This is a genomic window from Flavilitoribacter nigricans DSM 23189 = NBRC 102662 (assembly GCF_002646595.1).
GTDB lineage: Bacteria > Bacteroidota > Bacteroidia > Chitinophagales > Saprospiraceae > Flavilitoribacter > Flavilitoribacter nigricans.
On the sequence record NZ_PDUD01000002.1, the window covers coordinates 138,917 to 152,106 of the forward strand.

Below are 13,190 nucleotides of genomic sequence, written 5' to 3' on the forward strand. Positions count from 1 at the left end.
CGATAACGGCCGGCAGGAAATTCCCGCAACAGCCGTTATCAACACTTATTTTTTAGTATCCGGGGTTCTGCCGCAGGCTTTGTCCCAGACCGTTGTAGGTATCGATCTCCGCCTGGGGAATCGGCAGCAGATAATCCCGGCTGGCGTCGAACTGACGGTTCTGCGCATTGGGGAAACGGGCGTCCGTATTTACATCCCACTGTCCGGTGCTATTGTCGTAAGTGATGTGACCGTCTTCGTCGATAGCCGGTACCAGCGTAGCGGTAGACGGATCGAGGATGCGGCCGATCACGAGATTAGGCATTACCTTTTCGGCGATGCCCCAGCGGCGGATATCGAAATAGCGGGTCCCTTCGCCGGCCAGCTCGATCTTCCGTTCCCGGCGGATGATCCGGCGCAGCTCGGACTGATCAGTCGTCGTTACGCGGGGAAAGGCCTCTCCGCCGTATCCTCTCTCCTTCACCCGGTTGATGGCTTCCAGTACGGAATCATCGATCTGGTTCAATTCGATCTTCGCCTCTGCGTAAGTTAGCAATACTTCGGCATATCGGAGGATCATAAAGTCCAGATCACTGTTGCCGTTGCGATCCATCTGGCGGGGTTCATCCGTGTATTTTTTGAACAGGTAACCACAGAAAGCGGCCGGCCATTTCACCGTGCGGCAATCGGCGTTCGCACCGCCGGGGGTACCGTCTGCATTGCGGAAAGTCAGACTGTCCGGATGGCTTTCGAAAATGATACCCGACCATTCGGCCTGCGGTACGACCAGAGATGCGTGCAAGCGGGGATCGCGATTGGCAAATGGATTGGATGGATCATACAGTGGCGACTCATCGATCGGCAGACCGTCGATGGCCTCGTAAGAATCCAGCAATACCTGAGAGGGCGCGAAAGTGGTGTAGGAACCGCGGTTTCTGGATCCCAGAGCAGTTGGCGATTGGGTCGTACGGAATCCTTCCTGGAAAGGCATGATCAACATGCCTTCCGCATTGCCTTCGGCCGCGGGGGTGAACAGTTCTTCGTAGTCGGGGTACAGGATCAGTCCGGCGGCTTCTTCCATATCGATCACTGCTTTGGCGGAAGTGGCCGCTACATCATACCGTCCGGCGTAGAGTGCGGCTCTCGCCCGCAGTGCCAGCGCTACGGCTTTGGTGACGCGACCCGGCACGGAAAATTTCTCCGGCAGCAGGCCCACTGCGGTTTGAAAATCGGCCAGTACATTGTCAATTACGGTAGCGGCGTCGGTGCGGGGCAGCAGGCTCTCCTGGGGAGAACCCGGTACAAAATCAATGTAGGGAACATCACCGAAGAAATTGACGAGATAGGTATAGAAATACGCCCGCAGGGCCAAGGCCTGGCCGCGAACCTCATCCATGCGTTCCTGAGAAACGCCCTCGGCTTTATCCATATTGGTCAGCAGGTTGTTGGCGCGACCAATAGCCCGGTACAGGGTACGGTACAGGTCGGCAATACCGCCGGAAGAGGCACTGTGCGTACCCGCTCCGATCTCGTCGAAGCCGAAAACGCCACCGGAACGCAGCAGTCCCAGTTCGGAGCCGCCGAAATCCGAGATCATTTGCATCGGCATGGCGTAACCGCCCTGCATGTACAGGCCGCTGTACACACCGGTAAGGGCCAGTTCCAGTTCGGCTTCATTAGCGAAGAAAGTAGAGGACGTGGATTCCGCGAGGGGATCCAGGTTGAGAATATCATCAGAGCAACCGCTGAGGCTGAAAACACAGACAATCGCAAATATTATTTTTTTCATTTTATCTTGATTTGATGGTTCAAGGGTTTGATTTCCATGATCCGGCAGTTCGCCGGGAGCGAGTCGGAGCCGGGGCTGGCCGGCTCCAAGTTCCGTCTAGAAGTTTACATTTAAACCAAACGTCATCGCCGACGAGACCGGGAAATAAGCCCCCGAAGTCCCGTTGGGGATCAACGGATCGATACCTTCCGGCAGGTCGTCGAAAGTGAACAGGTTCTGTCCGGAAGCGTAGATCCGCAGGTTGTTGATCCCTACCCGATCCAGCAGGCTATTCGGCAGGGTGTAGCCGATCGTGATATTGCGCACCCGCAGATAAGAAGCATCGAATATCCAGGTACTGCTGGTGGAGGTATTATTGCTGGTTGCAAAGATCCGCGGGAAGCTGGCGCCGGTGTTGGTCTCGGACCAGGATTCTTCCACGTGCCAGCGCTGGATCTTACCCGCATTGAACAGCGGCATCGCCGCATCTCCCTGCAGGAAAACATCTCTTTTGCCGACCCCATTGAGGAAGATCGAGAAGTCGAAGCCCTTGATGTCACCGAACAGTTCGAAACCGTAAGAGTGGCGGGGGAAAGGATTGCCGATCACTACGCGATCGTCCCCGTTGATGATGCCGTCGCTGTTCTGATCGACGTATTGCAGATCACCGATCGTCGGGTTTCCGGCCTGGGTTGCGGCGGCGTCAATTTCCGACTGGGTCTGGAAGATACCGGCGGTCTCATAGCCGTAGATGGAGAACAGTTCTCCGCCCAGTTCCGTGATCTGGCTGCCGCTAATCAGCGGGCCTACATTGGCCAGATCGGTAGCGATGCGTTCCACATCGGAATAGTTCAGGCGTGCGCCGTAACTGAAGGCCCCGATCCGGTCTCGCCAGCTAATGGACAGATCAATTCCCTTGTTCCGCGTACTGGCCGCGTTGGATTCCGCAGCGGACAGGCCGGCCACCATGGGGATCGGCAGTACCAGCAGGAGATCGTCGGTATTTTTGATGAAGTAATCCGCCGTAATGTTCAGCTTGCCTTCCAGGATGCCGAGATCGACCCCGAAGTTGGTGGTTTCGCTCGTTTCCCAGCGAATATCGTTGTTGGCCAGTACCGACTGTACGGCACCGGTATAGATCACGTCGTCGAAAATATAGTTGCTCGATCCCAGTGAGATACTGGATACGTAGGGAAAGTCACCGATCTGCTGGTTACCCAGGCGTCCCCAGGAAGCGCGCAGTTTCAGATCCGAAAGGAATCCTTCGGCATTGAAAAAGTCTTCCTGCGATACCCGCCAGCCCACAGAGAATGAGGGGAAGATGGCTACGCGGTTATCTTCGGCAAAGCGGGAAGAAGCATCCCGGCGGATGTTGGCCTCCAGCAGGTATTTATCCTTGAAGGCGTAGTTGGCCCGGCCGAAATAGGACACCAGCCCGTTCTGGGTCGCCGTACCGCCGTTGCCCAGTCCATCCTGCGAACCGGCATTGAGTACCTGGATTTGATCCAGGATGAAGTCGCGACGATTGGCGTAAAAACGCTCGTAATTGTATTTGATGGACTCGTAACCACCGAGCAGATTGAGGTCGTGATCCCCGAAGGTCTTGCTGTACCGCAACAGTGCGTTGACGTTATTCGTCAAAGAACGGCTGTTGTTTTGGTAGAGACTATTCTGGGCCGGTACGATCCGGGTATTTTTCGTATTCCAGTCGACGATGGTGGTATACTGCTTATTGAAATCCTTGTCGTAGGTATCGGAGAACTCAGGAGAATACAGGGCTGTGAAGGTCAAGCCTTCCAGCAGGCGCACATTGGCCCGCAGTACACCCCGGAAGTAGTTGTTCTGACCGAGGTTCTGCCCACCGTCATAAACTGCGGCCACGGGGTTCTGTCCCTGCCAGCCGTCGCCCCAGCTACCGTCGGAATGGATGGCCACCTGATCGGGAGCGATCCGGAAAGCCTGACGCGTAACGTTGCTCAAACCGGTATTCGGATTGTCCTGCTCGGATCTCCGGAAATTCAGGTCAAAAGAGAAATCGATGCGGTCATTGGCTTTGATATCCGTGTTCAGGCGTACATTGTAGCGCTTGAAGCCGTAATTCGGGATATTAGCCGTTTGGTCCATCAGGGACACGGACGCCAGAGCTTTCACCTTTTCCGAGCCACCGTTTACCGAAATGTTGTGGTACTGCTGAAATCCGTTCTCCGTGAACAGTTCGTTCACCCAGTCCGTATCCGGATAGAGATCCGGGTCATTCAGGTTGGCCTGATAATTGGCGACCACGCCGGGATCGGTCCCGATCAGGTTCAGGTATTCGATCACTCCGACAAATTCCGGCAGTGTGGTGGGTTGCTGGGTACCCAGCCAGGCGTTGTAATTGACGCTGAAAGTCCCTTCTTTCGCCCGTTTGGTGGTGACCAGGATTACCCCGTTGGAAGCCCGCGAACCGTAGATCGCAGCGGCGGCGGCATCCTTCAGCACGGAGATATTCTCAATGTTGTTGGGATCCACCCCGTTGATGTCCCCTTCCACCCCGTCGATGAGCACCAGCGGATCGTTGGAGGCCCCGATGGAACCACCACCACGGATGCGCAGCGTTGCATTATCGCTACCGGGCTGGCCACTGGACTGAATGGCGGTCAGGCCGGGGGTCAGGCCGGTTAGCGCCTGGGAGGTTTGCATGATGGGTTGCCGGGCGAGCTGATCTCCTTCGACCCGTTCTACCGAACCGGTCAGGTTGACCTTTTTCTGGGTGCCGTAGCCAACCACTACGACTTCTTCCAGACCGTAAACATCCTCCGCCAGTACCACTTCTACCCGGGTGCTGGTGCTGACGTTTACTTCCTGGGCCACGTAGCCGGTGTAGGAGAACACCAGAACGTCCCGATCTCCGGGCACGTCAATACTGAAATTGCCGTCCAGGTCGGAGACCGTACCGGTGCCGGTACCCTTTACCAGAATATTGACACCGATGAGCGGCATATCGCTATCGTCCTTGACAAGTCCGCTTACTGTCCGGACCTGCCCAGCCAGGCTCCAACTGAGCAGCAGACCGAAGATGAGTAAAAAACTTCTTTCCATAATTGTTGAATTTTTGTTTTGCTTGAATTCGAATCAAATGGGGTAGTGTGTTGGTTGGTTTTGCAAGTCGCAAATTGTGTTGTTAGTAATATTCCGGCTGTTCGATGGGATTTTCGTAGTCTTCAGTCTGGAGGAAGGCAGTGATGGTTCGTACCGAAAAAGATGGTGATGTTGATCGAGTCGCCTCTGTTTTCAGGCCTGACAAATACACGGACTACCGCTGGCTACAGACGTAATTTTTCGTGGGATTTGGACAAAATTGGTCTGGTTTAGTTTGGTCTGGTCTGGTTTGGTCCGTCAAACATAATACTTTTTTTTACCTTTGACCAAAAGTTTTGATCAATTTTTAGTCCGAATAGGAATAATTATTTGGTTTAGTCTTTAACAACCAGACAATTGCCGCTATTTTTGGCTGAAAACTCCGGGCAGAGGATATGCTTTGATAAAGTGGTAATGGCCTAAACTTTATACCTTCGCAACGAAACGACTAGGAAAAAAACAATTCGATGATCAATGAATTAGAGATAGCGGAATCGTCCCAGGATCCCAAGTACATTCAACTGGCCGAAGAGATCATCCGGCAGATCGATGAGGGCAACCTGGAGGTAAATCAGCGCCTGCCTTCCGTCAATCAGTTATCCAAGGAACTGCACATCAGTCGGGAGACGGTCTTTAAGGCCCTGAACTACCTCAGTGAAAAGGGGATCGTCCGGTCGGCAAACCGGAGGGGTTACTTCATTCAAAAGGTGAGTGTGCGGCCCAAGATGCGCATCTTTATGATGCTCGATAAGATGACGGCCTTCAAGGAAGAACTCTACGAGGCCTTTTTCCGGACCATCGGTGATAAGGGCGAAGTAGATGTGTTCTTTCACCACCACAACCCGGCGATCTTTAAGGCCCTGATCACGGATAATCTGCAGAACTATACGCACTTTGTAGTCGTCACCTTCATGCGGGAAGATGTTTCGGAGATCCTGAACCTGATCCCTCCCGAAAAACGCATCATTCTGGATTGCCGGGAAAACCGGCTGGAGGGAGAATTCACCATGGTCTATCAGGATTTTGCGGCCAATGTTTTCAATGCCCTGCTGGAAGCCCGGGAACAACTATCGAAATACCGCAAACTGATCCTCGTGGTGCCCAGCCACATCTCCCATTTTGCGGAGGTGGAGCGGGGTTTTGAGCAATTTGTGCAGGAGACCGGATTTCCGTCCGAGATCTGTACGGAAATAGAAGAAAAGCAATTCAAAAGTGGCAATGTCTACTTTACCCTCCGGGCCAAAGACGACCACGATCTGGTCAAAGTAGTCAAGCTCTGCCGCAAACACAAGCTGCAACTGGGCGAGCAGATCGGCCTGATCACCTATAACGATACGGACGTCAAGGAGATACTCGAGGGCGGCATTACCACGGTAGCAATTGATTTTAAAAGAATGGGAGAACTGACGGCACAGAAGATCCTGAATAAAGTGCGGGACATCGAGGTGGTCCCTTCCAAACTGATCTTACGCCGCTCATTGTAAAGAAAAATCAGATTAAGGCCATATGAAACCGGAGACATAACCAAAACTCTGATCAGGAAACCCTCGCAACGTTCAAACATTCTAACTTTCAAACGTTCCAACATTTAAACCCTCACTCCACCAACATCGTTTCGCAAAGCTTAATATTCAGATCCTTGCCCCGTTGCAGTACGTTCTGGCCGTAGGGAGTCCAGAAATGGTGTTTGTTCAGAAAGGCCAAATTCTCATTGGCCCATTCCTCATCCGTACACTTTTTGTGCATCACGAGGCGAAACTCTTCCAGCAACAGGCGCTGCAGATGGTAATATTCCGGTAAGGCCAGATGGAACATATCGGCATCGCAGATCACTTTTTCCAGCAGGTTTTGGGGCTGCTGCGGCATTTTAGTCGCATCAATACAGGCGAGCACCTGCAGTATCCTCACTTCGGGATAAGCATTCCTTTCCAAAAACCGACGGGCGATCTTTTTGCTTTCCTCCTCGTGGCCGAGATACACCTCCGTCAGGCCGGTATCGTGAAACCAGGCGGCCAGGTTTAAAATTTCCTTATTCTCCTCAGACAGGCCGAGATTTTCGCTGATCTGCCGCACTCCGCGCACCACGTAAACTGTGTGGTGAAAGTTGTGGAAGACCAAATTCTTATGAAGATTATCGATAAGCAATTGAGCAACAAACCGACCTGCTAAAAATCCAATTGGTATATCGTTCATGTCTTGGATTATCCATTACTGTACTTATGTATAACTCTCCCGACCTTGAAGATGTTTTTTAACGGGCGGAGAATGGATGTTAATTAACCTATTGACTGAGCCGCTGGGCCGCTTTACTTAGTCGGGATCCATTCGGGTTCCCCGTGGTATGCTTCTACCCGGGTGATCTGCCGTTCCTCCGTACCGTCGATGCTCATGGTAAAGATATGGTGCTGACCGTTACGCTGGGCGTGAAAGGCGATCTTCTTGCCGTCCGGAGAAACGCAGATCTCCTCGTAGAGCTTCTGGTCATCGGTGATACGGGTGATCGCTTGCGTCTGCACATCCACCCGGTAAACATCATTGTATTCCAGGCCCTCTTCACTGGCAGTATACACGATAGAACGGCTGTCCGGAGCCCAGGAGGTATATTTTTCCCGGGCAGCGGTACTGGTAAGACGGAGCTCCTCCCCGGAGGCCAGATCGTAGCGGTAGATCTCATTATTGCCGTCCCGGTCCGAGATAAAACTGAACATCTGTCCGTTGGGCGACCAGCGGGGCCGGCCGTTATAGGCTTTGACGGTTACCAGTGGATTACGCTCTCCACTCGCGATATCCAAACGATAAATGTACCGCAGGGAGCTATCCGATTCGGTATAGAGCGCTGATTTACCGTCGGGTGAGAGAATGTATTCTTCGAGGCCGTCGGTATCCAATGGCAGCGGGTTTCCATCCACTGTCATCAGCCGGATGCTGAACTTTTTCAGCGTATCGTTGGAGTTGTAAATGATGCCCTTCCGGGCCTTATTCCATTGCGGCGACCAGTCCCAACCGGGATTGGTGGTAAGCGCCCGGTGATCCTTGCCTGCTTCGTCCGTGAGAAAAATATCAAAATTACCGGTTCGGTTGGTCAGGTAGGCCAGGCTGGAGGAGGTCTGGCAGCCGGCGAGCAGGTACAGCATTGCCAGCCCTAAAACAAGATGCTTCATGATGAAAAATTTACAATCGGGTGTATCAATTGGTAATTGTCTTTACCGGAAGAGCGCGCCGTTCTTTTCTGTCAACTGCTTCGCGAAGGTTTTTTCGTGATCATTGGATCGAAGTATAAACGGGATTTGCGCCAAAGGGTTCAGGAATTGTAAGCATCGCGTAAAGCGGAGGATAAGGGTACAGCTGAAATATTAGCGTTTTATTAGCGGAGCCGGCTTAAAGGGCTAATTGGCAAGCACCTTCCATTTAGTCCCTCCGCTCCGCCACCAAAAAAAATGCACTATGCCCTACCGTCAACTGTATGCCCTCTTGTCCGCCGGCCTGCTCCTTTTCGCCTGCCGGCCGGAATCCACAACTACCGGAACCGATTGGCCGCTCTACAGCAGTGATGCCGCCGGCTCTAAGTATTCTGAACTGGATCAGATCAACGTCGGGAATGTGGATCAGCTCCAGCCGGCCTGGATCTACCGGACCGATGACCAGGGAGGCCGCACCAATTCGACAATTGAATGTAACCCCATCATTGTAGACGGGATCATGTACCTGACCACTCCGAGCCTCAAGGTGATCGCGCTGGAAGCCGCTACCGGTACGGAACGCTGGCGTTTTGATCCGTTTGCGGGAAAACGCGCCAGCGGGGTCAACCGGGGCGTGACCTACTGGTCGAATGATAATGAAAAACGGATCTACTTCGTGGCCAGTGCCAATCTCTACGCCATCGATGCCGAAACGGGTACGCTCGTAACGGATTTTGGCCGGGATGGAATCGTCGATCTCCACGAAGGTCTGGGCCGGGATGTCCGAACAACCTGGGTAACCGCCGCCACTCCCGGCATCATTTACAACGACCTGCTTATTTTGGGTTCCACCCTGGGAGAAGGCCCCGCAGCAGCCGCTCCCGGACACATCCGCGCCTACGATCTGCAGACCGGGGCCATGCGCTGGATCTTCCACACCATCCCCTACCCCGAAGAATTCGGTTACGATACCTGGTCGGAAGATTCCTGGCAACACATCGGCGGCGCCAATGCCTGGGGCGGCTTCACGCTGGATCAGGAACGAGGAATGGTTTTCTGCGGTACCGGATCGGCCGCCTATGACCACTGGGGCGGCAACCGCCTCGGTGAAAACCTTTTTGCCAATTGCATCCTGGCGCTCGATGCCGCCACCGGGGAACGGATCTGGCACTATCAGGTAGTCCACCACGATATCTGGGATTACGATATTCCCTGTCCGCCGAATCTGGTGCAGGTCGAAAAGGACGGCCGGCTGATCGATGCCGTAGCCCAGCCCACCAAGATGGGACACCTCTTTGTGCTCGATCGCCAGACGGGCGAACCGATCTTTCCGGTCGAAGAAGTGCCGGTGCCCGTCTCCGATATTCCCGGTGAGGTTTCCTGGCCTACGCAACCATTTCCGCCCGTTGGGCTTCGCTATACGGAGCAGCGCTTTACCCACGACAACGTGACCCGCCGCACCCCGGAGGCAACGGCCTTCGTTCGGGCCCGGCTCGATTCCATGGATACCGGAGATATCTTTCTTCCCCCCAGCGAACGCGGTGCGGTCACTTTACCCCAGTTCAATGGCGGTACAGATTGGGGAGGTGCGGCCTACGATCCCCACCAACGCGAATTGTACGTCAATGCCAGCAATGAAGCCGAGTGGATCTCCATGGTCCGGGCCGAACCTCCCGCGGAAATTACCCGCCACCAGCTGGGCCGCAACCTCTACGGTAGTATCTGCTCCGCCTGTCACGGTTTCGGTGATCCTAAAACACCGGACTCACCGTCCCTGCAGCAGATCGCCCGGGATAGGAGCAAAGCGGAGATCCACCAGGTGCTGCTGAACGGGAAGGGCAGTATGCCGAAATTTGCGGCCCTTTCCGAGGATGAACGGGCGGCGCTGGTGGCCTTTCTGAAGGATGAAGGCCACGAGGAAAAACTGGCCACCGCCGACCTGGAACTGAGTTTTGCCCAGGAGATCCCCTATACGGCTACCGGTCACCGGGAATTTAAAGATCCGGATGGCTTCCCGGTCAACGCTCCACCCTGGGGTACCCTGTCGGCCATCGATCTGGATGCCGGTCAGGTCCGGTGGCAGATCCCGCTGGGCACTTACCCGGAACTGGAAGCGCAGGGACTGCCCCCAACCGGCACCTTCAACATGGGTGGCCCGGTCATCACCGCCGGCGGACTGATCTTTATCGGAGCGGCCATGGACGAGCGCTTCCGGGCGATCGATCGGGAAACGGGGGAAGTTTTATGGCAATATCAGATGGATGCGGGCGGTTACGCCACCCCGGCTACCTACGCGGTGGATGGCAAGCAATACGTAGTGATCGCCGCCGGTGGCGGTGGAAAACCGGGTACCAAAGCCGGCAATGCCTATTATTGCTTTGCCCTTCCGTAACCCGTTCCGTAAGTCTATTTTTACTTTATTCAACCGGAAATGCCCGGTCGGTCAGGCTGTTGGGTTTCAGATAGACCGCCTTTTGCCGCAGATCAAGGATGATATTAAAGCGTTTGAGCAGGCCTCCTCCCAGTACGCTCATTTTCTGGCGGCCGATGGCCCCTTCAAAGAAGCCGACCGGTAGCTCGGAGAATTTGAGCGCTCCCATTTGAAAACCCGGCAGGATGGCCTTTTGGGTTTTCAGTTCATTCCCGTAGGAATCTTTCAGGATACTGGTACTGATGATCTCCAGGGCCGTGCTCAGTTCGTGCTCCTGCACGAATACATCATCCAGCAATAAGGTGCCGCCGTAGCCGGAATGGAGCAGAAAGCGGTTGGATAAGGCAGTATCACCCAGCTGGAGCTGCCCCGATAGAAAGATAAAATCATCCTCAAAATCGGCTTCCGCCCGCTGGTAGGCCGGATCGATCACCGGCAGCGAATCGTAAACGATCAGATGTTGCCGGTCAAAATCAAACAGGATCACCTGGTCTGCAAAGAGATGGGGACCGAATTTCCCGTCGGTTTCCGGGCCGGAATTGTCATTTTCCCAGATGGGTAATTTCGTCCACGCTGATTTCCCGATCCGTAGTTTGTTTTCCCGGCTGGAACGGCTTTCATTCGATCCGCCCCAACTGCTTACCGTGTCCCGCTCGGTGAAATCAACACTGGTCAGGCGGGCCGTTGCTGTTTTGGTCAGGGTGATGGAACCCGCAGCGGTGTGGAACATCAGATCCACCGTATCCCGGTCATTGAGGAGTGCCCGGATGGACATATTATTGGCGTCGGTCAGGCGAAAGGGAATGGTATCCCCGGCTGGCGCTACGAGTTGGTTCGATCCGTTTTTCCCGCTGTCCGGAAGGGACGAGCAGGCCGAAAGCAAAAGAACGAAGGCAAGGGTGATCAGTTGGAGCGTTTTGGTCATTATGTTTTCTATTCTGCAAGTTGGAATTTATGCCATACCAGATGAGCGAAGGCGACAGCACGGCCGTCTTTGTAGCCTGGTTCAAAAACCAACTGCCGGATACTGCTTTCCACTGCTTCGGAAAGCCAGGTGTTACAGGCAGCCACAAATTGAAAATCCCGGACATGACCGTCGGTATCGACGAAAACCTGATAGGTGTAAGTCATCACGTGGTCATCCGAATAAGCGTCAAAGATAGCCGTATCTACTGCAAATTTTTGCGCTAATTCCTTTCCGTTCAATATTTGGGGATCATTATCCGGGATTTGAATATCCAGTCCGTCCCGGCTGCAGTTGTCACACGATTGGGACGTGATGGAAGTGACGACAATGGGGTTTTCGTATTTTCTAAATTCCCGGACGGACATTTTCTTACCCTCCCGGTAGATGGATTCCTCCCGCAAATTTCCGTTCTCATAGTACGTACGGGTGATCCCGTGCTCCCGGCCATTTTGCATTTCCTGATAAAGACTCAGCACGCCGTCACTGTAGGTTTTCTGACCGCCGTGCCTATGAAAATCCCGGTACTCGTGCTCCTGCCGGTTTTTTTGACCCCCATACCTGGTGCTTTCCTGAATGTACAATCCCGTACCGTTTTGTAATAGATGCCCCCCATTCTCATCCCAGAAATCCTGCAACAGATACTCCCCGTTCTTAAATTCGCCCACGATCTTCTGCCTTCCATCCGGATAGTATTCCAGCCACGGGCCGGTGCGTTCAAATTTGGAAACGAAGTAACCACTCTTTGCCAGTTGCCCGTTTTCGTACCATTCCCGGAAATCACCCGCGCGATCTCCGGTAAGCATATTTTTACATTCCAGTTTCTGCGGATGTCCATTCTCGTAGTACCACTGGTGCTTTTGTTGCTGCTGTGCGGCATCGTTCTCCACGCGATACTTCAGATTTCCGTTTTCATAAAATTCTTCCTTTGCGCCACTGGGAGTTCCTTTGATGTAATGAACTTTTTCCTGGAGGATGCCATCCGGATAGAAACGTTGGAGCCAGCCGTCAACCTGTCCATTCTCCAGGGTAAACACGGTCTGATCGCTACCGTCCGGATAAGCGGTCCGGCAGGGGCCGGAGTAATTATGGTCAAACGGTTCCCCGTGTTCATCCACGCCTACTTCTGCAGGATGACTTTTAAGGTAGCTTTCGATCCGGGCCATGGTCTGATCTTTCCATTCGTAATACTGATCATCGAGCCGGGACAATCCTTCCAGTCGATCGTACAGATCGCTTTCGAATAGCTCTTCGGTCCGGGCTTTTTCCATGAGTGCCTGGTTGCTGCGGTAAATACGATCCGCCTTCTTTATCAGCCCGGCCATTTGTTGATCGCCGATGTATTCCAGCCCCCGAATGATGGTGGACACATACGGATCGTAGCCATTGTAGTAAAACTGCACAAAACCGCCGTTGGTCACCTGCGCATCCAGGTACCACCAGTAATAAAGTGCCTTTTGAGCGTAGGATAAGGAGCGGCCCTTTTCGATCTCCAGATCGCGATGTTGCATAAACTGTGCGATGGGTTGCCGGATAAAGTGTCCGAAGTCAAATCCGGACAGCCGGAAAAAGTCGCCTTTGTTCAGGCGCGGCAGGAAGTGGATCTGTGGGTCGAATTGCCAGTAGGGATCACCCGGTGCCGGGGATTTTCGGGAAAGCCAGTTGAATATTTTCATCAGAAAGCAGCGTTTTTCCAAAAGGATAAACCAAGATACCCAATCTTATGATAACTTAGGGTCTGCTCCTAAC

Annotated in this window: 8 protein-coding genes; 2 read left to right on the forward strand and 6 right to left on the reverse strand. The window is 53.6% G+C overall.

The features are described from left to right. Positions 1–52: 52 nt before the first annotated feature. Both CRP01_RS02350 and CRP01_RS02355 read right to left on the reverse strand, forming a co-directional pair. Positions 53–1,768, reverse strand: a complete 1,716-nt coding sequence (locus CRP01_RS02350; protein ID WP_099148385.1) for a RagB/SusD family nutrient uptake outer membrane protein — start codon at positions 1,766–1,768, stop codon at positions 53–55. A 96-nt stretch (positions 1,769–1,864) separates the two neighbouring features. Beyond that, complete coding sequence (locus CRP01_RS02355) at positions 1,865–4,828, reverse strand: SusC/RagA family TonB-linked outer membrane protein (protein ID WP_099148386.1); 2,964 nt, start codon at positions 4,826–4,828, stop codon at positions 1,865–1,867. A 506-nt stretch (positions 4,829–5,334) separates the two neighbouring features. On the opposite strand from CRP01_RS02355, the gene CRP01_RS02360 reads away from it, so the two are divergent. After that, complete coding sequence (locus tag CRP01_RS02360; RefSeq protein ID WP_099148387.1) at positions 5,335–6,351, forward strand: GntR family transcriptional regulator; 1,017 nt, start codon at positions 5,335–5,337, stop codon at positions 6,349–6,351. A 112-nt stretch (positions 6,352–6,463) separates the two neighbouring features. Here the strand turns inward: CRP01_RS02360 and CRP01_RS02365 are convergent, their stop codons facing one another. Both CRP01_RS02365 and CRP01_RS02370 read right to left on the reverse strand, forming a co-directional pair. Continuing rightward, complete coding sequence (locus tag CRP01_RS02365) at positions 6,464–7,060, reverse strand: HD domain-containing protein (protein WP_099148388.1); 597 nt, start codon at positions 7,058–7,060, stop codon at positions 6,464–6,466. A 113-nt stretch (positions 7,061–7,173) separates the two neighbouring features. Continuing rightward, on the reverse strand, positions 7,174–8,028 hold the full coding sequence (locus CRP01_RS02370; RefSeq protein WP_099148389.1) for a TolB family protein: 855 nt from the start codon (positions 8,026–8,028) through the stop codon (positions 7,174–7,176). A 283-nt stretch (positions 8,029–8,311) separates the two neighbouring features. On the opposite strand from CRP01_RS02370, the gene CRP01_RS02375 reads away from it, so the two are divergent. Continuing rightward, positions 8,312–10,438, forward strand: coding sequence for an outer membrane protein assembly factor BamB family protein (locus CRP01_RS02375; RefSeq protein ID WP_099148390.1), 2,127 nt, complete (start codon positions 8,312–8,314; stop codon positions 10,436–10,438). Positions 10,439–10,463: 25 nt separating this feature from the next. Here CRP01_RS02375 and CRP01_RS02380 read toward each other — a convergent pair whose 3' ends face one another. Next, positions 10,464–11,402 carry a hypothetical protein gene (locus CRP01_RS02380; RefSeq protein ID WP_099148391.1) on the reverse strand — a complete coding sequence of 313 codons (939 nt, stop codon included), beginning with the start codon at positions 11,400–11,402 and terminating at the stop codon, positions 10,464–10,466. 8 nt (positions 11,403–11,410) lie between these two features. Then, positions 11,411–13,117 (reverse strand): DMP19 family protein, encoded by a 1,707-nt coding sequence (locus CRP01_RS02385; protein WP_099148392.1) that lies wholly within the window; start codon positions 13,115–13,117, stop codon positions 11,411–11,413. Positions 13,118–13,190 lie beyond the last annotated feature (73 nt).

What these genes read in the sequence shown, in the direction of transcription:
- CRP01_RS02365 (WP_099148388.1), bottom strand. Translation starts at nt 7,060, where the DNA reads ATGAACGATATACCAATTGGATTTTTAGCAGGTCGGTTTGTTGCTCAA.
- CRP01_RS02380 (WP_099148391.1), bottom strand. Translation starts at nt 11,402, where the DNA reads ATGACCAAAACGCTCCAACTGATCACCCTTGCCTTCGTTCTTTTGCTT.
- CRP01_RS02385 (WP_099148392.1), bottom strand. Translation starts at nt 13,117, where the DNA reads ATGAAAATATTCAACTGGCTTTCCCGAAAATCCCCGGCACCGGGTGAT.
- CRP01_RS02370 (WP_099148389.1), bottom strand. Translation starts at nt 8,028, where the DNA reads ATGAAGCATCTTGTTTTAGGGCTGGCAATGCTGTACCTGCTCGCCGGC.
- CRP01_RS02350 (WP_099148385.1), bottom strand. Translation starts at nt 1,768, where the DNA reads ATGAAAAAAATAATATTTGCGATTGTCTGTGTTTTCAGCCTCAGCGGT.
- CRP01_RS02360 (WP_099148387.1), top strand. Translation starts at nt 5,335, where the DNA reads ATGATCAATGAATTAGAGATAGCGGAATCGTCCCAGGATCCCAAGTAC.
- CRP01_RS02355 (WP_099148386.1), bottom strand. Translation starts at nt 4,828, where the DNA reads ATGGAAAGAAGTTTTTTACTCATCTTCGGTCTGCTGCTCAGTTGGAGC.
- CRP01_RS02375 (WP_099148390.1), top strand. Translation starts at nt 8,312, where the DNA reads ATGCCCTACCGTCAACTGTATGCCCTCTTGTCCGCCGGCCTGCTCCTT.